Annotated in this window: 19 protein-coding genes; 1 reads left to right on the top strand and 18 read right to left on the bottom strand. The window is 73.4% G+C overall.

The features are described 5' to 3' along the window. Nucleotides 1–153 precede the first annotated feature (153 nt). Nucleotides 154–1,362, bottom strand: coding sequence for a vanadium-dependent haloperoxidase (locus tag LNK82_RS18870; protein WP_230568318.1), 1,209 nt, complete (start codon nucleotides 1,360–1,362; stop codon nucleotides 154–156). Nucleotides 1,363–1,577: 215 nt separating this feature from the next. Between LNK82_RS18870 and LNK82_RS18865 the strand changes: the two genes are divergently transcribed. Beyond that, entirely contained in the window at nucleotides 1,578–2,240 is a 663-nt protein-coding gene (locus LNK82_RS18865; RefSeq protein ID WP_230568317.1) for a hypothetical protein, read from the top strand. 13 nt (nucleotides 2,241–2,253) lie between these two features. Here LNK82_RS18865 and LNK82_RS47765 read toward each other — a convergent pair whose 3' ends face one another. The 17 genes from LNK82_RS47765 to LNK82_RS18775 all read right to left on the bottom strand — a co-directional run bounded on the left by LNK82_RS47765 (nucleotide 2,254) and on the right by LNK82_RS18775 (nucleotide 19,143). Then, the gene (locus tag LNK82_RS47765; protein WP_230568316.1) at nucleotides 2,254–3,711 is read right to left on the bottom strand and encodes a helix-turn-helix domain-containing protein; all 1,458 of its coding nucleotides are present in this window, start codon (nucleotides 3,709–3,711) and stop codon (nucleotides 2,254–2,256) included. 257 nt (nucleotides 3,712–3,968) lie between these two features. Next, nucleotides 3,969–5,036, bottom strand: a complete 1,068-nt coding sequence (locus LNK82_RS18855; protein WP_230568315.1) for a methyltransferase — start codon at nucleotides 5,034–5,036, stop codon at nucleotides 3,969–3,971. A gap of 55 nt (nucleotides 5,037–5,091) precedes the next feature. Continuing rightward, on the bottom strand, nucleotides 5,092–5,892 hold the full coding sequence (locus LNK82_RS18850; protein ID WP_230568314.1) for an SDR family NAD(P)-dependent oxidoreductase: 801 nt from the start codon (nucleotides 5,890–5,892) through the stop codon (nucleotides 5,092–5,094). An 81-nt stretch (nucleotides 5,893–5,973) separates the two neighbouring features. Continuing rightward, a complete protein-coding gene (locus LNK82_RS18845) occupies nucleotides 5,974–6,801 on the bottom strand; it encodes an SDR family NAD(P)-dependent oxidoreductase (protein ID WP_230568313.1) in 828 nt (275 codons plus the stop codon). 48 nt (nucleotides 6,802–6,849) lie between these two features. Next, complete coding sequence (locus tag LNK82_RS18840; protein ID WP_230568312.1) at nucleotides 6,850–7,698, bottom strand: TIGR03621 family F420-dependent LLM class oxidoreductase; 849 nt, start codon at nucleotides 7,696–7,698, stop codon at nucleotides 6,850–6,852. An 11-nt stretch (nucleotides 7,699–7,709) separates the two neighbouring features. Further along, on the bottom strand, nucleotides 7,710–8,294 hold the full coding sequence (locus tag LNK82_RS18835) for an NADPH-dependent FMN reductase (RefSeq protein WP_230568311.1): 585 nt from the start codon (nucleotides 8,292–8,294) through the stop codon (nucleotides 7,710–7,712). Further along, nucleotides 8,291–9,472 (bottom strand): MFS transporter, encoded by a 1,182-nt coding sequence (locus tag LNK82_RS18830; protein ID WP_230568310.1) that lies wholly within the window; start codon nucleotides 9,470–9,472, stop codon nucleotides 8,291–8,293. The genes LNK82_RS18835 and LNK82_RS18830 overlap by 4 nt, the downstream gene beginning before the upstream one ends. Continuing rightward, nucleotides 9,465–10,448 carry an LLM class flavin-dependent oxidoreductase gene (locus tag LNK82_RS18825; protein WP_230568309.1) on the bottom strand — a complete coding sequence of 328 codons (984 nt, stop codon included), beginning with the start codon at nucleotides 10,446–10,448 and terminating at the stop codon, nucleotides 9,465–9,467. Before LNK82_RS18825 ends, LNK82_RS18830 begins: the two co-directional genes overlap by 8 nt. Nucleotides 10,449–10,463: 15 nt before the next feature. After that, entirely contained in the window at nucleotides 10,464–10,760 is a 297-nt protein-coding gene (locus tag LNK82_RS18820) for an acyl-CoA carboxylase epsilon subunit (RefSeq protein WP_230568308.1), read from the bottom strand. Next, complete coding sequence (locus tag LNK82_RS18815; RefSeq protein ID WP_230568307.1) at nucleotides 10,757–12,328, bottom strand: acyl-CoA carboxylase subunit beta; 1,572 nt, start codon at nucleotides 12,326–12,328, stop codon at nucleotides 10,757–10,759. The genes LNK82_RS18820 and LNK82_RS18815 overlap by 4 nt, the downstream gene beginning before the upstream one ends. Nucleotides 12,329–12,342: 14 nt before the next feature. Next, complete coding sequence (locus LNK82_RS47760; protein ID WP_308257237.1) at nucleotides 12,343–14,265, bottom strand: SDR family oxidoreductase; 1,923 nt, start codon at nucleotides 14,263–14,265, stop codon at nucleotides 12,343–12,345. 4 nt (nucleotides 14,266–14,269) lie between these two features. Further along, nucleotides 14,270–15,214 carry an aromatase/cyclase gene (locus LNK82_RS18800; protein WP_230568306.1) on the bottom strand — a complete coding sequence of 315 codons (945 nt, stop codon included), beginning with the start codon at nucleotides 15,212–15,214 and terminating at the stop codon, nucleotides 14,270–14,272. Between the two features lie 40 nt (nucleotides 15,215–15,254). Next, nucleotides 15,255–16,037 carry a 3-oxoacyl-ACP reductase FabG gene (gene fabG, locus LNK82_RS18795; protein WP_230568305.1) on the bottom strand — a complete coding sequence of 261 codons (783 nt, stop codon included), beginning with the start codon at nucleotides 16,035–16,037 and terminating at the stop codon, nucleotides 15,255–15,257. Nucleotides 16,038–16,053: 16 nt separating this feature from the next. Continuing rightward, complete coding sequence (locus tag LNK82_RS18790; protein WP_230568304.1) at nucleotides 16,054–16,317, bottom strand: acyl carrier protein; 264 nt, start codon at nucleotides 16,315–16,317, stop codon at nucleotides 16,054–16,056. Nucleotides 16,318–16,337: 20 nt separating this feature from the next. Then, nucleotides 16,338–17,552 (bottom strand): ketosynthase chain-length factor, encoded by a 1,215-nt coding sequence (locus LNK82_RS18785; RefSeq protein WP_230568303.1) that lies wholly within the window; start codon nucleotides 17,550–17,552, stop codon nucleotides 16,338–16,340. Beyond that, entirely contained in the window at nucleotides 17,549–18,820 is a 1,272-nt protein-coding gene (locus LNK82_RS18780) for a beta-ketoacyl-[acyl-carrier-protein] synthase family protein (protein WP_230568302.1), read from the bottom strand. Before LNK82_RS18780 ends, LNK82_RS18785 begins: the two co-directional genes overlap by 4 nt. Further along, nucleotides 18,817–19,143 (bottom strand): TcmI family type II polyketide cyclase, encoded by a 327-nt coding sequence (locus LNK82_RS18775; protein WP_230568301.1) that lies wholly within the window; start codon nucleotides 19,141–19,143, stop codon nucleotides 18,817–18,819. Before LNK82_RS18775 ends, LNK82_RS18780 begins: the two co-directional genes overlap by 4 nt. Nucleotides 19,144–19,158: the final 15 nt, after the last annotated feature.

The raw sequence follows: 19,158 nt of genomic DNA, 5'->3' as shown, positions 1-19,158 counted from the left end.
GCCCCTTTCCCGCGGTGTCCCGTCCACCGCGGAGAACCAGCCGCGGCAGGGAAGCCGCGACGGGCAGGAGCGTACGAGCGCAGGACCGGCCCCCGGTGTCCGGTGAACACCCGACACCGGGGGCCGGTCGGCGCTGGGTCGAGCGTCCGACGCTCAGCCCAGGAGCGAGGCGAAGCGGGACAGGCCGTGCTCGGCGACCCGCCGGCCGAGGACGACTCCGGCCTCGTCCGCCGAACGCGTGTGGATGCCGGACCAGACCCGTGCGTCCACGTTGTCCTTCGTGAGGTCGGCCCACCGCTGGTAGGTCCGCGTCACGCCCGGCGCGGTGGGACTGGTGGCGGTGAACGGCCGCCGCGCGGAGGGACCGGTGAACGCGGTCAGCACGACCTCGGCCGCCCCGGCGTAGGTGTTGTGGCCGCTGGGGTAGTCCGGGTGCGCGGGCGTGTCGTGCAGCGGAGTCCACTGTGGATCGACCGTGGCCCGGATGGCGGTGATCGGCCGCCAGCGCAGGTACGCGTACTTCGTGTCCGAGGTCGCGATCTGGGTGTCCACCAGGATCACGTGGAACGCCGCCACCAGCGCGGCCCGGCGGGCGGGCGGTCCGCCGAGCTGGGTGACGGCCGCGCGCAGCGGTTGGGTGTAGCCGGCCGCGGAGCTCTGGAGCCAGAACTGCGCGGTCGCGGTCTGGGACGCGGTGCGCACCGTGCTGTTCACGGCACCGTAAGCACGCACCTCCGCCAGGTCGATCCGGTCGCGTGGCGAGTCGAGGGCGGGCGGCGGCGGCAGGCGGAACTGGTCGGCGCGGGCCAGCACGAACGGCCGCGCCAGGCGGTTGCCTGCTTGCTGCGGCGGCGTGAGCGACGGAGGCGTCGGCTGCCATACGCCCGGTGCCGGCGAAGGCAGCTCGAACGGCGCGTTGACCGAAGCCGGGGCGAGGCCGTCACCCTGGCGCTCGGCCAGGAGGTCACGCGCCTCCTCGATGCCGTCGGCGACGCCGAGGTCGCGCTGCCCACCGGGCGTGAGGCGGTCCAGCGTCGTGCGCAACGCGGCGTCCAACTCCGCCCGGCGGGTGGGAGCCAGCGCCACCAGCGCGGTGTGCAGCGCCGAGGCCACGGCCGCGTCGGCACGGGTGCGGTGCGCGGCCGGGACGTCGTGCGCGGCACGTGCGGCGGCGAGCCAGCCGATCGCCCACGTCCGGCTGTTGGTCGACTGGGCGGACGCGCCGGCCGCCGCGACCGTCGCCGCGGTCACGTCGAACCACTCGGCCACCACGTCCACCCGGTGCTGCGGCGACCCGGCGGCCGGAGCCGCGCCCACCACCGCGAAGATCCCGGCGAGCACCAAGACGAAGACTCTGTTCATGCACGAGAGCATTGGGGCACAACGGAAGCGCTGTCCACGACGCCCACATGGCGGGAGCGGCCTGTCGCCCTCCGCTACTGTTCCCCCTGGCACGACCCGAAATGTCGGTGTCAGACAGTCGGGAGGACGGCAGGTTCACGCCTCGTCGGCCGGGTACACGCGTCGCGGCACGCACTCTGGTGACACCAGCCCCGACGAGAGGACCCACGACGATCATGGCCGCCGGCCGAGTGCCCGAGCACCCCGCGGACGCCGTCGAGCTCCGCACCGCCGACCCCGGCCGGGACGCCGCCGCGTGGCGGACCTACCAGCGCGGCCTGCACGAGGTGTACTCCGGGATCGGCGCGGCCGACCTGGCCCTGGGGCGGGAGGCGCCCGCCGCCACGCCGGCGTTGCCGGCCGGGGCCGAGGAGGTCCTCCGGCTCGTCGCCCGACCGGAGGTCGCCGCCCGGCTCCGGCAGCTCGGCGGTGGCGCCCGCCTCGCCGAAGCCGCGCGGGACGCGGTGGCCGGCGCGTCCGCCGTGGCACCGCTGTCGGTCCGCGAGGACACCCCGGAGAGCCGGCTCGCCGGTGGCCGCGCGATGCAGCGGACCCGGCTGCGTGCCGAGCGACTCGGCCTCGGGCCGCACCCGATGACCACCGCGGTCTACCTGTTCGACCTGCCGGCCGGCCCGGCGGCGACGATCCTCGACGCCGCCGAGACCGCCGAGCTGCACGACTTGCGCACCCGTTTCCACCGGGTGGCCCCGAAACCGGACGGGCCGGTGGCCCCGCTCTCGCGCTTGACCCGCACCACCGGCCCGGCCGTGCCGTCCCGGCGCCGGCCGGTCGACTCGGTGCTCACCATGGGATTCCCACCGGGGCATCCGGCGGCCTGACGCCCAGGTCGGCTCAGGACAGCGGGGTGAGGATGGCCTTGAGGTCACGACGGCCGGCCAGCCCCAGCTTCCGGTAGACGCGGGACAGGTGGAACTCGACCGTGCGCACGGTCAGGTACTGCTCCTCGGCGATCTGCCGGTTGCTGCGGCCGGTCCGGGCCAGTTCGCCGATCTTGCGCTCCTGCCTGGTGAGCCCGCCGGCGCGGTTCAGGGCGGTCATCCTGGCCAACGCCTCCTCCGCCCGCGCGGACCACATCGCGTAACCCCGGCGGCGGGCGGTGTCCCGCACCGCTTCCAACGTCTTGCGCGCCTCGCCGTGCAGCTCGCGCGTGCCCAACGCCAGGGCGAGGTCGTAACGGGCGTGCAGCGAGTCGCCGACCGCGTCCGTGCCGTCCAGGACCGCGACCACCTCGCGCAGGGACGCGGGTTCGCCTCCCGCGATCAACGCCGCGGCGTGCGAGGCCAGGCCGACCGAACGCGGGGTGCGCCAGCGGCGGGCCGCCGCCATCTCCTTCGACACCAACGCCTGCGCCAGGTCGGTGCGGCCGATCGCGTTCGCGCACACCGCCGCCCGCGACCGCCACGGCGCCACCGCCGGGTTCGTCACGCCCCACGCCGTCAGGTCGCGACCGCAGTCCAGGAAGTCCTCCAACGCCCGGTCGTACTGCCCGAGCGCGAACCGCAGCGCGCCCCGCGCCATGAACAGCTCGGCGCGGTCCTGCACGCCGGCCAGCGGGCCGCTGAACCCGTGCTCCAGCAGCAGGTCGTGCGCGCGGTTCAGCTCGCCGAGGTCGACCAGCGCCGACACCAGCCACGCCACGGCCACGCTGCGGATCTGCCGGCACACGTCGCGCCGCAGCGACCCGGCGAGCACCTTGGCCGCGCCGCCGGGATCGCCGCCCAGCCACATCAGCCGGGCCACCAGCAGCGCCACCACGCCACGCGCCTCGCCGAAGTCGATGACGTCCGGGCTGCGCATCGCGCGGACGCTGAGGTCCAACGCGGTGTCCAGCTCGTCGGCGTAGGCCAGCACGAGGATCCCGCACCAGAACGCGCCCGTCTCGCGCCCGCCGGGCAGCGCGAGCAGCTGCTTGGCGGTGGCGACCGTCCCGACCCGGTCCACGCCCCGGTTCGCCAGCTGCACGGCCCGCGCGGCGAGCCGCTGCTCCTCCGGCACGCCCGCCGCGTCCAGCCCGGCGCAGTGCGCGTCGTCCGGCGCCGGTCCGCCCGGCACGTACACCAAGCCGCCCAGCTGGGGACCGCGCACCCCGGCCGGACCGGTGGCGAGCAGGTCGATCACCTCCCGCACCACCTGGTCGGCCTCACCCCACCGCCCGCGCTCCACCAGCTCGGCCCTGGTCCGCCGCACCCCCTCCAGGGACAGCCCGTCGGGGCCGACGTTCTCGGGCAGCCGCCACTCCACCGGGACGCGACGACCCGTGCCGGTGGACCGATCGACGTCGTGCTCCACACACACCCCCAAGATCCGCGTGCCCGCGCGCCACGGCGACGGGCACGGCGTTGACGTTTCGCCTCTGCGATCCCGTCGGCGTGCGGCGGCGCCACCGAGGGGAAGCGTGCTCCACGGGGGGTGTGAGCGCGCCGCGGCGACCGCCGGTCGGTGGCCTCGCCACCCGTGACCGCCGCGGTCGACAGCGCTCCCCCGCCCCAGCCGTGGGATTCGCGGTCCGCGACGCTGCGGGCCGATGCGTGCTCAGACCTGTGCGCTCAGATCGGGCGGAACGTCAACAACGTGACGCGCCCGGCACCCGGTTCTCCGACCGGTGCGAAACCCGCTTCAGCCCCCAGGCGGGTCCAGTCCCCCCAACCCCTTTCCCGACCACCCAGAATAGTCATCATCTCAATATCCGACAGCTTACCGAGGTCAGGTACACCTGATCGGGTGAGAAGGTGGTTCACAATCCACAACCGAGCGTCACGATCGTCCCCGATGGCCTCTCTGACCCTGGCCAGGACCCGCACCGCGTCGAGGTCGTCCCAATTCTGCAGCGAGCGCTTGACCAGATAAGCGTCGAACCCCCGCGGCACCTTCTCGAAGAAATCGGTCGCGATCGCCTCCGCCCGGTCCGCCACGCCGCAGCGCGCGAATTCCTCGGCCGCGCCGGCGATCGCGAGCGGGTGGTCGCACACCGCGCCCGTCACGCCGGGGTGGCGGCGCAGCAGCTCGGCCAGGAAGCTGCCCCGACCGCCGCCGACGTCGGCGATCCGGCGGTACCGGTGCGAGCGCAGGTCGTCGAACAGCTCGTAGGTCTCGGGGCCGTCGTTGCGCACCATGGCCCGGTCGAACAGGTCCGAGGCGGCCGGATCACCGCGCAGGTGCTGGTAGAACGGCTCGCCGAACAGGTGGTCGAACGTCGGTTCACCGGTCCGCACCGCGTGCGCCACGTCCTCGTAGGGCCGCCACATCATCGGGTCGGTGAGGAAGAGCAGCACGTCCCGGAAACCGCCGGGCCCGCCGGTGCGCAGGCCGTCGGAGGCCGGGGTGAGCGAGAACCGGCCCGCGCCGTCCTCGGCCAGCACGCCCGCCGTCGCGGCGGCGGCGAGCACCCGGCGCAGGCGTGAGGCGTCCACGCCCGCCAACGCGGCCAGCTCCGCCGCCGTGCCCGGCCCGTCGGCCAGCAGGTCCGGAATGCCCAGTTCGACCACGGCGCGGATCGTGCCGATCGACCACTTCACCGCGGCGAGGTGGAACACCAGCCGCCGCGCGTCGCCGCGGGCCGCGGCGGGCAGCACGGGCGCGGCGCCGTCGTCCGCCGCGAATTGCGCGCCGTCCATCACCGGTCTCCTGTCATGTCGTCGATCGACCTCCGCCCGACCCGTCCCGGGAACGTCACGACACCGCCGCCACGAACCCGCCGTCCACGCGCAGCACCGAACCGGTCACGTAATCCGCCTGCCGGCTCGCCAGGTAGCCGACGGCCGCGGCCACCTCCTCGGGCGTGCCGTACCGGCCGACGTCGTTGGCCACCCATTCCGCCGCCGCACGCCGTTCGATCTCCGGCAGCTCCGTGCCCCAGCCGCGCTCCGGGCCGACGCGCGCCAGCCAGTCGCGCATGTACTCGACCATGATCGGCCCCGGTGACACGACGTTCGACGTCACGCCCGTGCCCTTCAGCTCACGGGCCAGCGACACGGCGAGGTTGTGCCGGGCCGCGAGCGCCGCCGAGTACTGCGGCTGCATCGCGATCGGCTGGGTGGCCAGGCCGCCGCCGACCTGGACCACGCGACCCCACCCGCGTTCCCGCATGGCGGGCACGAACGCGCGGATCATCCGCACCGCGGACACCACGTTCACCTGGTAGGCGGCGGCCCACAGGTCCGGCTCCGCGTCGAACCACGGCACGAGGTCCGTGCCGCCCGCGTTGTTGACCAGGATGTCGACCGGACCGCCGGCGCCCGCCGCGCGCACCACCTCGGCCGCGCCCGCGTCGGTCGACAGGTCGCCCAGCGCGAGGTCCACCCGGTGGCCGTGGCCGCGCACCTTCTCCGCGACCACCTCCAGCTTGTCCCGGTCGCGCCCGTGGACCACGACGTCCGCGCCTTCGGCGGCCAGCACGTCGGCCACCGCCGCGCCGATGCCGGAACTCGACCCCGTCACCAGCGCCCGTTTCCCGCTCAGCCCCAAATCCACGAATACTCCTCGTGACGATCATTCGCCGACGACCCCCGGACGAGTGAGCATCGATTACCCGTCCGGGGGTCGTTTCCGCAGTTATCCCTCGACGCGCGCCAACAATTCGTCGGTGAGCGCGGCCAGTCGCGCCGCGTCCTTCGGCGAGAACAACCCGTTGTGCACGCTCATCTGGCTGTACAGGTTGAACGCGGTGAGCGGTTCGGCCGGCGGGTTGTCCAGCAGCCGCACGATCGGCGCGACGACGGCGGTGGCCGGTTTCGCCAGCGCCTTCTGCTGCTCGATGTACATCGCGGTCTGCGGGTCGAACTCACCCACGAAGCCGGTCGACGTGGTGCCGGGGTGGAACAGGACGTAGCGCACCGGCCCGTCGCCGTGCCGTTCGGCGAAGGTCACCCCGAGCAGGTCGTCCAGCCGCCCGGTCATGAACATGGCGTTGACGCCGTCGTAGCGGCGCGTGCTCTGCAGGTCGTCCCACGCCACCGGGGTGTCGTGGCCGGGGCCCGCCACGTTGACGATCACCGGCCGCTCGGTCTTCTCCAGCGCGGGCCGCAGCCCGTAGCTGAACAGCAGCCTGCTCAGGTAGAACAGGGCGAAGTTGTCCTCGAAGCCCTCCGCCGTCTCACGCCGGTACGTGCGGAAGAAGCGCGCGCACAGCACCAGGCCGTCGATCGCCGGGTTCGCGTCCAGGATCTCGTCGACGACGCGCCGGTTGGCCGACACCAGGCTCAGGTCGGCCCGGACGAACTCCAGGGAGCCGGGGGCGCGCTCCGCCTCACCGGCCAGCGCCTCGCCCTTGCGGGGGTTCGTGCCGAGCGCGACGACGTGGTCCCCCCGGGTGAACAGCGCCCGCGCCACGGCCGCGCCGATGCCGTCGGTGGCGCCCGTGATCACGAATGTCCTCTTCAAACCGTGCTCCCTGGCTCTCGTTTATCGTTGAACTGGTGTGATGCGCGCTCAACGCATCGCCTCGATGACCCGGGAGAACGACATCATCTCGGGTTCGAGGACGCTGAAGTAGGAGATGCCGAATCGCTTGCGCGCCTCGTGCAGTTGCTCCACGCATTCTTCGGGTGTGCCGACCAGGATTGACGGCAACTCGACGAGCTGGTCGGCCGTGAGGTCCAGATCATTCTGCCACACGTCGGCGATCACGCGTTCCGCGCCGGGCAGCAATACGCGGTGAACGGGAATGTTGAGTTCGACGTCGTGCACGCGATCGCCGAGGTGCGCGTGCACGAATTCGACGCGATCGGCCAACTCCGCGACGCTGCCCAGCTTGAGCCCTTCGCCGTCGCGGACGCGGGTGGTGCCGGTGAACGCGATGACGTCGGCGCGTTCGGCGGCCAGCCGCAGCACCCGGTCGCCGCGACCGGCGACCATGACGGGCGGTCCGGCCGACTCCTTGAGCCGGTCCACGGTGCGCGCCAGGTGCGCGACCCGCTCGGCGGCGGGCGTCCAGGGCAACCCCGCCGCGTCGAACTGGCCGCGCTCGTAGCCCGCGCCGAGGCCGACCTCGACCCGGCCGCCCGAGTAGCGGTCGATGGTCTCGACGTCGCGGGCGAGCACGGCCGGTTCGTAGAACGTCGTGTTGAGCACGAGCGTCCCGACGCGGACGCGCTCGGTGGCCTCGGCGGCGAGCAGCAGGGTCGGCAGCGGCGCGGGCATCCCGAGGTGGTCGGACACCTGCACCACGTCGTAGCCCAACCGCTCGGCGAGCCTGGCCCTGGCCACCCACTCGGACCGCTCGACGGGCGTGAAGAGGCCGACGCCGAAGCGGAACGGCCGGTCGTGCACGGTGGTCACGTGCTACCCCTTCAGTACGGGCGCGCGGCCCGCGCCGCGCGCAGTGCCGAGCCCCACCAGGCGAGCCGGTCGAGCATCACCTTCGCCGCCGACTCGCTGCCCGTCGCGTCACGCGGCGCGCCGTCGACGAAGAGGTCCCACACGTTGGTGAAGCTGACGGACTCGCGGACGGTCGTGGCGTGCAGCTCGGCGAACACGTGCCGCAGGTGCTCGACCGCGCGCAGGCCCGCGCCCGCGCCGCCGTAGGACACGAACCCGACCGGCTTGGCGTTCCACTCGGCGTTGAACCAGTCGATCGCGTTCTTCAGCGCGGCGGGCGGCGCGTGGTTGTACTCGGGCGTGACGATGACGAACGCGTCGGCGGCGTCGAGCTTGCCCGCCAGCGCGTCGCGCACCCGCGCCGTGCCGGCGTCCGGTTGCTTGCCGGGTTCGGGCAGGACGAGCGGCAGCGGGTAGTCGAGCAGGTCGAGCAGCTCGACCCGGAAGTCGGGGTGGGTGCGGGCGACGGTCTCGAACCACCGCGCGGCGGTCGGCCCGAACCGGCCGTCGCGGACGCTGCCCACGACGACGAGGAGGGTGAGCGGTTCTGCGGTCATGACGGGACCTTTCCTGTGGTGGTCGTGCGGAGACCGGTGAGGGCGACGGCGGCGCCGACCGCCGCTGCCGCGGTGACCAGTGCCATCGCCGCACGGGGTCCGCCGGTGGTGAGCAGCAGCGCGACCAGCGGCAGCGCCACGACCGAGCCGAGCTGCACGAACGTCTGGTAGACCGGCACGGCGGCGGCGCGTAGGTCGGCCGGCACGGTCGCGGTGGCCTGGAGGTTCAGCGCGACGAACGACAGCACGAACCCGGCTTCGACCAGCAGCAGCACCGGCAGCACGGCGGTGGCGTACGGCTCCGGGTCCGGCCGCGCGAGGTAGAGGGCGTTGCCCGCCACCGAGCACAGCGCGCCGGCCGCGATCAGCCGGGCCGTGCCGAACCGGCGCACGAGCCGCGCGCCGTGGGGCGCGGCGAGGACCAGCGGCAGGCTGGCGGGCAGCAGGGCGAGGGCGAGCTGCCACGGCGCGAGGTGCGCGAGCTGCGTGGTGACCAGCAGCATCAGCCCGATGTACGTGCCGTTCAGCGCGGCGGCGCCGAAACCGGCGCGCAGCAGCGAGCCGTCGCGCAGGACGGCTTTGCCGAGTGGCGGCGGCGGCGCGGCGGGCGCGCGGGGTATCACCCTCAGCCCGGCGGCGAACAGCACCAGCGCGACCGGCGCCGGGAACAGGAACGTCCAGTGCCAGTCGTTCGCGCTGAGCACGCCGGACAGCAGCAGGCCCGAGGTGAACCCCGCCGCGCCGAAGAGCGAGTAGACCGAGACGGCGCGCCGCCGTGCCGGGCCGTCGAACACCGAGACGATGATCGCCAGCCCGGCGGGCGCGGTGAGCGCGGCGCAGAAGCCCTTGACCAGGCGGGTCGCGACGAGCACGCCGAGCGAGTCGGTGAGGCCCGCGACCACGGACGCCACCGCGAACACCAGCATCGCGCCCAGGTAGAGCTCCTTGCGCCCGACGCGCGCGGCCAGGTGGGGACCGGGCACGAGCAGCAGCGCGAACCCGAGCGCGAAGCCGCTCATCACCCACTGCGCGTCCAGGGGCGTGACGGCGAACCCGGCGCTGAGGGGAGTCAGCGCCGGGAGCACCGCGGAGACCTCGAGGGCGTCCAGCAGCATGTTGCCGGAGAGGACGAACAGCAGCGCCCACGCCTTGCGGTCCCACTCCACGCCCTCACGCACGGGCGGGTGCCTTGTCCAGCAGCGGCGCCAGCTCGCGGCTGGCGAGCTCCAGGTGCCGGACCACCAGGTCGTCGGGCATCGCGCCGACGCTGGCCCAGAAGATCAGGTGCTCGACCGGCAGCCCGTCGGCCCGTTGGAGGATGCGCGCGGCGGCCTCGTCGGGGGTCATGATCTCCAACGCGCCCCACGGGCCGTCCTCGCGGCGGTCGCGGAACTGGCTCGGCTCGATCAGCGGCGGTGGCGGCGCGTCCGTGCCCTCGACGGAGAGCTGCCGGTAGCTGTTCATCTGGTGCGCGAGGTGCGGCGCGACGCGGGCCCAGGCCGCGTCCGGGTCGTCGGCGAGCAGCACGGGCAGCAGGTCGGACATCCGGGCCGACGCCGGGTCGTGGCCGCCTTCGACCAGCCCGTCGCGGTAGTGCGGGAAGATGTCGGGCGAGATGTGCAGCAGCCCGAGGCCGAGCCTTCCGGCGATGCGCGCGCCGCGCGGGCCGTAGAAGCCGCCCCACATGGGCACGGGGTCCTGCACCGGCAGCGGTGTGACGCCGCCTTCCCGCCACAGCCGCTGGACTTCGCGGATGACGTGCTCGGTCCGGGCGAACCGGCGGCCGTGGTCCGCGCCGACCAGCTCGAACTCGGGCACGCGGTAGCCGGCGCCCATGCCGAGTTCCAGCCGCCCGCCGCTGATGAGGTCCACGACGGCCGCTTCCTCGGCCAGGTGCGCGGGGTGGCGCAGCGCGGGCAGGGTGACGGCGGTGCCGATGCGGACGTTGCGGGTGCGTGCCGCGGCGGCGGCGGCGAACGTCAGCGGCTGGGGCAGGTAGCCGTCGGGGAACAGGTGGTGCTCGGTGAACCACACGCCGTTCGCGCCGAGCCGGTCGGCCTCCTCGCACAGCTCCAGGCTGCGCGCGTAGTGGTCCGCCCAGGGCCGTTGCCACTGCGCGGGGTTGCGCAGGTCGAAGAGAAAGCCGACGTCCATACCGGTCTCCTTGAGTCAGTTCCGCCAGGTGCGCGCGCCCGCGAAGCCCGCGGCGCGTTCAGGCCTGCGCCACCGCGCCGCCCGCCGCGGCACCTCTTCCTCCACGACCGCCGCCGCTGCCGCCCGCAGCCGCAGGACCGCCGCCAACGCCGCCAGCTCCACCGGGTCGGGATCGCCCTTCTCCACGCGCAGCACCGGTTCGGGCCGCGGGCCTCGGCCGCCCACCACCGGATGCGGGTCGCGATCGCTTGCCACCGCCGACCGCGGGTCCTGGTCGCCCACCGCCGCCAACCGCCGGTCCCGGGCCGTCATTGCGGTGGGTTGCCGTGCTTGCGGCGCGGCAGGTCGGCGTCTTTGGTCTCCAGCATCGCGAACGTGCGAATGAGCACTTCGCGCGTCCGGCGCGGGTCGATCACGTCGTCCACCAGGCCGCGCTCGGCCGCGTAGAACGGGTGCACCAGCTCACCGCGGTACTGGTCGATCTTCTCCTGCCTGGTGCGCGAGGGATCCGCGGAGGCCGCTATCTCGCGCCGGAACACGACGTCCGCCGCCGCCTCCGCGCCCATCACCGCGATCTCGTTGGTGGGCCAGGCGTACGAGACGTCCGCGCCGATCGACCTCGAGTCCATCACGATGTACGCGCCGCCGTACGCCTTCCGCAGCACCACCGACACCCGCGGCACGGTCGCGTTGCAGTACGCGTACAACAACTTCGCGCCACGCCGGATGATGCCGTCGTGCTCCTGGTCGACCCCCGGCAGGAAGCCGGGCACGTCCACCAGCGTGAGCAACGGGATGTTGAACGAGTCGCAGAACTGGACGAACCGCGCGCCCTTCTCGCTCGCCCGGATGTCCAGCACCCCGGCGAGCACCGCCGGCTGGCTGGCCACGATCCCGACCAGCTGCCCGTCCAACCGGGCGAAGGTGCACACCAGGTTCGGCGCCCACAGCGCGTGCACCTCGAAGTGGTGCCCGTCGTCGACGACCTCCTCGATCACGTCGCGCACGTCGTAGGACCGCGCGCCGTCCACGGGCACCAGGTCGAGCAGGGCGTCGCCGCGCCGGTCCACCGGGTCGTCACCGCGCACCACGGGCGGCAGCTCGCGGTTGTTGGCGGGCAGCATGGACAGCAGCAGCCGGACGTCGGCCAGGCAGCTCTCCTCGTCGTCGTAGACGAAGTGCGCCACGCCGGACGTGCCGCCGTGCACCTCCGCGCCGCCCAACCCCTCCATCGAGATCTCTTCGCCGGTCACCGCGCGGACCACGTCCGGCCCGGTGATGAACATCTGCGAGACGCCCCGCACCATGAACGCGAAGTCGGTCAACGCGGGCGAGTACGCGGCGCCGCCGGCGCACGGCCCGAGCATCACGCTGATCTGCGGTATCACGCCGGACGCGCGCACGTTGCGCTGGAAGATGCCGCCGTAGCCCGCGAGCGCGGACACGCCCTCCTGGATGCGCGCCCCCGCGCCGTCGTTCAACGACACCAGCGGCGCGCCCGCCGCGATGGCCAGGTCCATCACCTTGTGGATCTTCTGGGCGTGCGCCTCGCCCAGCGCGCCGCCGAACGCGCGGAAGTCGTGCGCGTACACGAACACCCGCCGGCCGTCGACGCTGCCCCACCCGGCCACCACGCCGTCGCCGTGCGGGCGCTTGGCCTCCAGGCCGAACCCGGTGGCGCGGTGCCTGCGCAGCGGCTCCACCTCCGTGAAGCTGCCCTTGTCCAGCAACAGCTCGATCCGCTCGTGCGCGGTCAGCTTGCCCTTCGCGTGCTGCCGTTCGGTGGCACGCGGGTCCTCGCCCGCCCTGGTCAGCTCCTTCAGAGCGGCCAACTCGTCGATCCGGGCGACGTGCGCCTCCGGTTCGCGGACTGTCGTCATGCTTCCCCCCGATCTCAACCCAGCAGGGTGCCGCCGCTGGTGTCGATGAACGCGCCGGTGATCCAGCGCGCGTCCTCGGTCGCCAGGAACGCCACCACGTTCGCGACGTCGTCCGCCTTGGCGACCTGCTTGAACGCCGACAGCTGCGACATCGCCTCGACGGCCTCCGGGATGTCGAACACGGGGCTGCCGTTGTCGGTGATGCCCGGCGCGACGCTGTTGACCGTGATGCCGCGCGGCGCGAGGTGGCGCGCCATGTGCAGCGACAGCTGCTCGATCGCGCCCTTGCTCATCGAGTACGCCACCTGCTCGGGGTTGGCGACCCTGGTGACGCCGGACGAGATGTTGATGATCCGACCGCCGTCGGCCAGCGACGCCGACGCGCGCTGCACGATGAAGAACGGCGCCTTGGCGTTGACCGCCATCAGCCGGTCGAAGTCCTCCGGCGTCACGTCCTCGGGCGCGAGGCCCGCCGCGGTCTGCGCCGCCGCGTTGTTCACCACGATGTCCAACGTCGTGGCGCCGGTGCGCTCGCGAAGTCCCCGCTCCAGGCCGAGGAACAGCTCGTGCACGTCGCCGGGCACGCCGAGCTCGGCCCGCACGGCGAACGCCCGGCCGCCGTCCTTCTCGATGAGCGCCACGGTCTCGGCGGCGGCCTCGTCGTTGCTCGCGTAGTGGACGGCGACCAGCGCGCCCTCCTCGGCCAGCCGCCGCGCGGTGGCCCGTCCGATGCCCCGGCTGGCACCCGTGACCAGCGCGGTCTTGCCTTCGAGCTTGCCCATGGTGGTCCTCTCCTGCGGTGTGTGCTGTGGTGCGGGCGGCGTGCCGAGGCCGCTGACCATCCCGGCGAGGTGCGCCTGCACGGCGTCGAAGCGCATGAGCTCGCCGAAGACCTCGCGCAGCGGCTCCACCTCCGGGCCGCCGAGCAGCAGCAGCGCCTGCGCCTGGATGTTGGTCAGGGTCCGGGCGCCCGCGGCGTGCCGGACGGCGTCGTAGTGCTCCAGCGGGCCGTCGTCGTCGCCGCCCGCGAGCCGCGCCGACAGCCGCTGCCCGAGTTCGGCGGCGTCCTGGAGACCCAGGTTGAGCGCCTGGCCGCCCACCGGCATCTGCCGGTGGGCGGCGTCGCCCGCGAGCAGCACCCGGCCCCGGCGGTAGGTCGCGGCCTGCCGGCTGGTGTTGCCGAACGCGTTGAGCCACGTGGGCCGCCCGCCGCCGATGTCCTCGCCGGTGACCGCCGCCCACGCCCGCACGACTTCGGCGAACGTGGGCGGACCCGATCGCGGCGCGGGCGTGGAGCCGAACACGTGCACCATGACGCGGGTGCTGCCGTCGGGCCAGCGGTGGGCGGTGGCCAGGCCGTTGGGGTGCCGCTCGAACCGGCGGTCGGGGATGTCGACGCCCTCGACGTCGGCCCGCAGCATCTCCAGCGTGGCGTCCCGGCCGGGGAAGTCGAACCCGGCGAGGGCTCGCACGGTGCTCTCCTCGCCGTCGCAGCCGACCAGGTACGCGGCGGTGATCCGGTCGGCGCCGGTCACCGCGACGACGTGGTCCTCCCGCTCGTCCAGGCCGGTCAGCTCCCGGCCGCGCAGCACCCGCGCGCCGAGCCGGACCGCGCGGTCCGCCAGCGCCTGCTCCAGCACGGCCTGCGGGCACTTCCACTGCCCGGCGAAGCGGTGGCCCGGGTCGGCCGCCGCCAGGTCGAGGCGGATGCCGCCGAAGTGGCCGGGGCCGCCCGGCGGCAACCCGCCGAGCGCCGCCAGCACGTCCCGCTCGGCCAGCACGTCCATGGTGCGGGCGTGCAAGGTCGAGGCGCGGGACTCGGTGGTGGGCTCGGTCAGCCGCTCCAGCACGGTGACCCGCGCGCCGCTCGCGCACAGGTCGCCCGCGAGCAGCAGCCCGACCGGGCCCGCCCCCACCACGACGACGTCGGCGTCCATCGCGTCAGCGCCGCTCTTCCGCGTAGGCCTTGGCGTGGCCGAGCGTCGCCCGGCTGTTGTTGCCCAGCGCGTCCCGGAGGAACGTCCTCGCCTCGGCCACGCCCGCGTCCGGTCCGAGGACCTTGGCGATGTTGTCCGCGTTGATGATCACGGTGTGCTGGGACGACGCGGTGGTGACGCCGTTCTCGTCCTCCTCGAACGTCCAGTAGCCGGTGTGCAGGGTCATCAGCGCGGGCAGGGTGGTCTGCTTGTAGGCGATCTTGTGGTGCGGGAAGCAGACCCGGACCGACTCGGTGGTGTGCGAGGAGCCGTCCTTGGTGAGCGTCTCCATCCGCAGCACCTGCAAGCCGGGCGTGTCCTCGGTCAGCGTCACCGACGCCACGTGCGGCAGGCGCTCGGTCCACCGGCCCGCGTCGTTGACGAAGTCGTAGACGTCCTTGGCCGCGCCGTCGATCGTGACGGTGTCCACGAAGGACATCGTCAGCTCGGCGGTCCGGGTGGCCAGCTCGACGTTGGCCTTCAACGACGGCAGCTCGGCCTTGCTGTTGCGGTCGACCGCCTGGTCGATCCACTCCAGCCCTTCCGGGTCGTCGTCGATCGCGCGGTAGGTGTGCAGCAGGCGCAGCCGCGTCTGCTCGCCGAGCGGCTCGACGACCCAGGTGCCGCTCATCTCCGCGACGGGCGGCGACGAGACCTCCTGGGCGAACGTGATGCGCAGGTTGTCCGGGTCGAGCTCGCGGCGCGAGGTCCAGTTCTTCGGCTCGCCGTTGGCCGTGGCCCAGATCCGGATGCGCTCGTGGTTGCCCTCGCGCTCCACGTAGTCCACGTACACCGACGGCGGGAACAGCCTCGGCCAGTTCTCCACCTCGGCGAGCATGCGGTAGACGTCCGCGGCCGGCGCCCGCACGGTGATCTCGTGCTCGACCTCGCGGACCGGGAAGCCGGTCATGGGTGTCCTCCTCGATCGGTGCTGACTCGGTCGGTGCTGCTCAGAAGTTGCCCAGGCCGCCGCAGACGTTGAGCGCCTGCGCGGTGATCGAGGCGGCCGTGTCGGAGGCCAGGTAGCCGACGAGGCCCGCCACCTCCTCGGGCGTGGAGTACCGGCCGAGCGGGATCTTGGCGGTGAACTTCTCCATGATCGCCTCCTCGGTGGTGCTGTACGCCGCCGCGTAGCCCTGCCGGACCCGTTGCGCCATCGGCGTTTCCACGTAGCCGGGGCAGACGGCGTTGACCGTGATGCCGGTCGGCGCGAGCTCGTTGCCCAGCGCCTTGGTGAAGCCGACGACGCCGTGCTTGGACGCCGAGTACGGCGCGCCGAGCACCACGCCCTGCTTGCCCGCGGTGGAGGCGATGTTGATGATCCGGCCGCGGTCCTTGCCGCGCATGCCACCGGTGTTGAGCACTTCGCGGGTGACCAGGAAGACGCTGGTGAGGTTGGTCGCGATGACGTCGAGCCACAGGTCGTCCTCGATGTCGGCGGTCACGCCGCCGCCGCTGCGGCCCGCGTTGTTCACCAGCACGTCGATCGGGCCGTAGCGGTCGACGGCGGCCCGCACGACGTGGCGGATGTCGGCTTTTTCCCGCACGTCGCCGGTCGTGCCGTCCACGTCGAGGCCCTCGTCCTGGAGGTCCTTGACGGTGCGCAGCAGCGCTTCCTCGCCGCGGGCGCACAGGAAGACCCGGTGGCCCTGCTCGGCGAGCAGCCGCGCGGTCGCCAGGCCGATGCCGCTCGTCGCGCCGGTGACCAGCGCGACCTTTCCGTTCTCGGTCATGGGTTTTCCTTCGTGCTCAGACCGCTTGGGCGGCGAGGTGGGAGTTGACGAGGTCGACCAGGGCGGCGGGCGTGCGGGCGTCGGCCAGCGCGTCTTCGTCGAGGGAGATGCCGTACTCGCGTTCGATGCGGCCGCCGGTCTCCAGCAGCGCCAGCGACTCGTAGCCCAGCTCCTCGAAGTCGCTCTCGGCGATGTCGCCGTCGAGGTCGACGGCCTCGTCCGTGCCGGCGCCCTCGCGGAGGATGCGCTTGAGGTCGTCGATGGTGAACTTGACGGACATGGTGGTTCCTCTCGGCAGTCTCAGGTCTGTTCGGGCGCGCGGACGACCACCGCGGAGTTGAACCCGCCGTGCCCGCGCGCGATCACCAGCGCGGCCTTCAGGTCCGCGCGGCGCGGCGCGCCGGTCACCAGGTCCAGCTCGTAGCGCTCGGCCGGGCGGGTGTTGACCGTCGGCGGTATCACGCCGTCGCGCAGCGAGAGCAGTGCGGCGGCCAGGTCCAGCGGCGCGGCGCCGGAGTACAGCCGGCCCGTCCCGGTCTTCGGCGCGGTCACGGGCACGCCGCGCGGGCCGAAGACCTTGGTGACGGCCTCCGCCTCGGCCCGGTCCAGCTCGGGCACGGCGGCGGCGTCGGCGAACACCACGCCGATCTCGTCGGCCACGGCGCCGGCGTCGGCCAGCGCGCGTTGGATCGCCTTCTGCAACGTCGGCGCGCGGTCGCTGCCCGGCGGCGGGTCCATCGTGGACGCGTGGCCGGCGATCTCGCCGTAGACGTGCGCGCCGCGCGCGGTGGCGTGCTGCTGGTCCTCCAGCACCAGCAGCGCGCCGCCCTCGCCCGGCACGTGCCCGGCGGCGTCCTCGTCGAACGGCAGGTAGGCGCGCCGCGGGTCGTCGTGCTCGCTGAGCCGGCCGCTGGTCAGCTGCGCGACCCAGCCCCACGGGCAGATCGACGCGTCCACCGCGCCCGCCAGCACCACCGACGTGCCGTTGCGGATCTGGCGGCGGGCCTGCGCCACCGCGTCCAGGCCACCCGCCTGGTCGCTCACCACCACGCTGCTCGGGCCGCGCAGCCCGTTGCGGATGGAGATCTGGCCGCTGTTCACCGCGTAGAACCAGGCGAACGACTGGTAGGCGCTGACGTACTGGCCGCCCTTGCTCCACAACGCCCGCAGCTCGTTCTGGCCGAACTCGAAGCCGCCGGAGTGGCTCGCGGTGATCACGCCGATGTCGTAGTCGGCCAGCTCGGACGGCACGAGGCGCGCGTCGGCGAACGCCCAGTCGGCCGCCACCAGCGCGAGCCTGGTCATCCGGTCGGTCTGCGGCAGCAGCCTGCCCGGCAGGTGCTCCTCGGCGACGAAGTCGCGGATCTCGCCCGCGAGCCGGGCCGGGTAGCTCGACGGGTCGAACCGGGAGACCCGGTCCAGCGCGCCGACGCCGGCCAGGGTGTTGGCCCAGTAGGCGTCCACGCCGAGCCCGGTCGGCGCGGCCACGCCGAGGCCCGTCACGACGACGCTCACGGCCGCACCCGCCCCGGGTCGGTCAGCACCACGGCGCTCTGGAAGCCGCCGAAGCCGCTGCCGACGGACAGCACCGCGTCGGTCCGCCAGTCCCGGGCCACCAGCGGCACGTAGTCCAGGTCGCACTCCGGGTCCGGGTCGTGCAGGTTCGCCGTCGGCGGCACCACGTCGTGCCGCATGGCCAGCACCGAGGCGGCGACCTCGATCGAGCCGATCGCGCCCAGCGAGTGGCCGACCATGGACTTGATCGAGCTGACCGGCACGCGGTAGGCCTGCTCGCCCAGGCTGCGCTTGAACGCCGCCGTCTCGTGCCGGTCGTTCTGCCTGGTGCCCGAGCCGTGCGCGTTGACGTAGTCGATGTCCTCGGGGTTGACCCGCGCCTGGGCCATGGCGACCCGGATCGCCTCTGCCATCTCCCGGCCGTCGGGCTTGAGGCCGGTCATGTGGAACGCGTTGGACCGGGTCGCGTACCCGGCGACCTCGGCGTACACCGTCGCGCCGCGGGCGCGGGCGCTCTCCAGCTCCTCCAGCACGAACACCGCCGCGCCCTCGCCGAGCACGAACCCGTTGCGGCTCGCGTCGAACGGCCGCGAGGCGTGCTCCGGGTCGTCGTTGCGCGGCGTGGTGGCCTTGATGGCGTCGAAGCAGGCCACGGTGATCGGCGAGATCGGCGCGTCGGTGGCGCCCGCGACCATCACGTCCGCCGAACCCTCGCGGATCACGTCGGTGGCGTAGCCGATCGCGTCCAGGCCCGACGTGCAGCCGGTCGAGACGACCGTGCTCGGCCCCTCCGCGCCGACCGCCCAGGCGACCTCCGTCGCGAACGAGCTGGGCGCGAGGTAGTTGTACAGGTGCGGCACGGCGTAGCGGTGGTCGACCAGCTCCAGCCGGCCGCCGTCGCTGACCGTGCGGTACTCCTCGTCCAAGCCCATCGTCGCGCCGACCGCGCTGCCGATGGTCACGCCGACCCGGCCGGGGTCGACCGAGGAGAACTCCAGCCCGCTGTCCTCCACGGCCTGGCGGGCGGTGACGACGGCGAACTGCGCGGCCCGGTCCATGCGCCGGACCTCCTGCGGCCCGAGGCCGTGCAGCTCGGCGTCGAAGTCGACCTCCGCCGCCACCTGCGAGCGGAACGGCGACGGGTCGAAGAAGGAGATGCGGCGGGTGGCGGTGCGGCCCGCGGTGAGCAGGTCCCAGAAGTTCTTCACGCCCGGTGTGCCGGGGGCGGTGACGCCGACCCCCGTGATCACCACTCGACGGTTGGTCACGGTGTGCTCCAGTGGTAGAACCGGCTCGCCATCGCGTCCGCGGGCGAGCGCCACGTCTTCGGGTCGTAGGCCTCGATGAACGGCTTCAGGTCGTCGCTGATCCGGACGAAGCGCGGGTCGCCCTTGGCGTCCTCGATGCGCTCGCCGCCGTGGTCGTCGTCGAAGTCCTGGAGGTGGAAGTACAGGCCGCGGTAGTGGAAGAGCTGGCGCCGGCGGGTGCCCATGCGGCCCGGCATGTCGCTCCGGTCGAACTCGCGGAACAGCGCGGCGACGTCGCCCGCGGATCCCGGGTCCATCCGTGCCACGATCAAGGTGCTGTGCATCGGTTTCCTCCTGCG

The sequence above is a fragment of the Saccharothrix luteola genome, from assembly GCF_020859565.1.
Taxonomy (GTDB): Bacteria; Actinomycetota; Actinomycetes; order Mycobacteriales; family Pseudonocardiaceae; genus Actinosynnema; species Actinosynnema luteola.
Note: the sequence above shows the minus strand (reverse complement) of the source record. Positions and strands in the feature narration are given on the sequence as shown.

Coding starts and splice junctions, on each gene's coding strand:
- LNK82_RS18870 (WP_230568318.1), bottom strand. CDS start 1,362: ATGAACAGAGTCTTCGTCTTGGTGCTCGCCGGGATCTTCGCGGTGGTG.
- LNK82_RS18865 (WP_230568317.1), top strand. CDS start 1,578: ATGGCCGCCGGCCGAGTGCCCGAGCACCCCGCGGACGCCGTCGAGCTC.
- LNK82_RS18855 (WP_230568315.1), bottom strand. CDS start 5,036: ATGGACGGCGCGCAATTCGCGGCGGACGACGGCGCCGCGCCCGTGCTG.
- LNK82_RS18835 (WP_230568311.1), bottom strand. CDS start 8,294: ATGACCGCAGAACCGCTCACCCTCCTCGTCGTCGTGGGCAGCGTCCGC.
- LNK82_RS18825 (WP_230568309.1), bottom strand. CDS start 10,448: ATGGACGTCGGCTTTCTCTTCGACCTGCGCAACCCCGCGCAGTGGCAA.
- LNK82_RS18820 (WP_230568308.1), bottom strand. CDS start 10,760: ATGACGGCCCGGGACCGGCGGTTGGCGGCGGTGGGCGACCAGGACCCG.
- LNK82_RS18815 (WP_230568307.1), bottom strand. CDS start 12,328: ATGACGACAGTCCGCGAACCGGAGGCGCACGTCGCCCGGATCGACGAG.
- LNK82_RS47760 (WP_308257237.1), bottom strand. CDS start 14,265: ATGGACGCCGACGTCGTCGTGGTGGGGGCGGGCCCGGTCGGGCTGCTG.
- LNK82_RS18800 (WP_230568306.1), bottom strand. CDS start 15,214: ATGACCGGCTTCCCGGTCCGCGAGGTCGAGCACGAGATCACCGTGCGG.
- fabG (WP_230568305.1), bottom strand. CDS start 16,037: ATGACCGAGAACGGAAAGGTCGCGCTGGTCACCGGCGCGACGAGCGGC.
- LNK82_RS18790 (WP_230568304.1), bottom strand. CDS start 16,317: ATGTCCGTCAAGTTCACCATCGACGACCTCAAGCGCATCCTCCGCGAG.
- LNK82_RS18775 (WP_230568301.1), bottom strand. CDS start 19,143: ATGCACAGCACCTTGATCGTGGCACGGATGGACCCGGGATCCGCGGGC.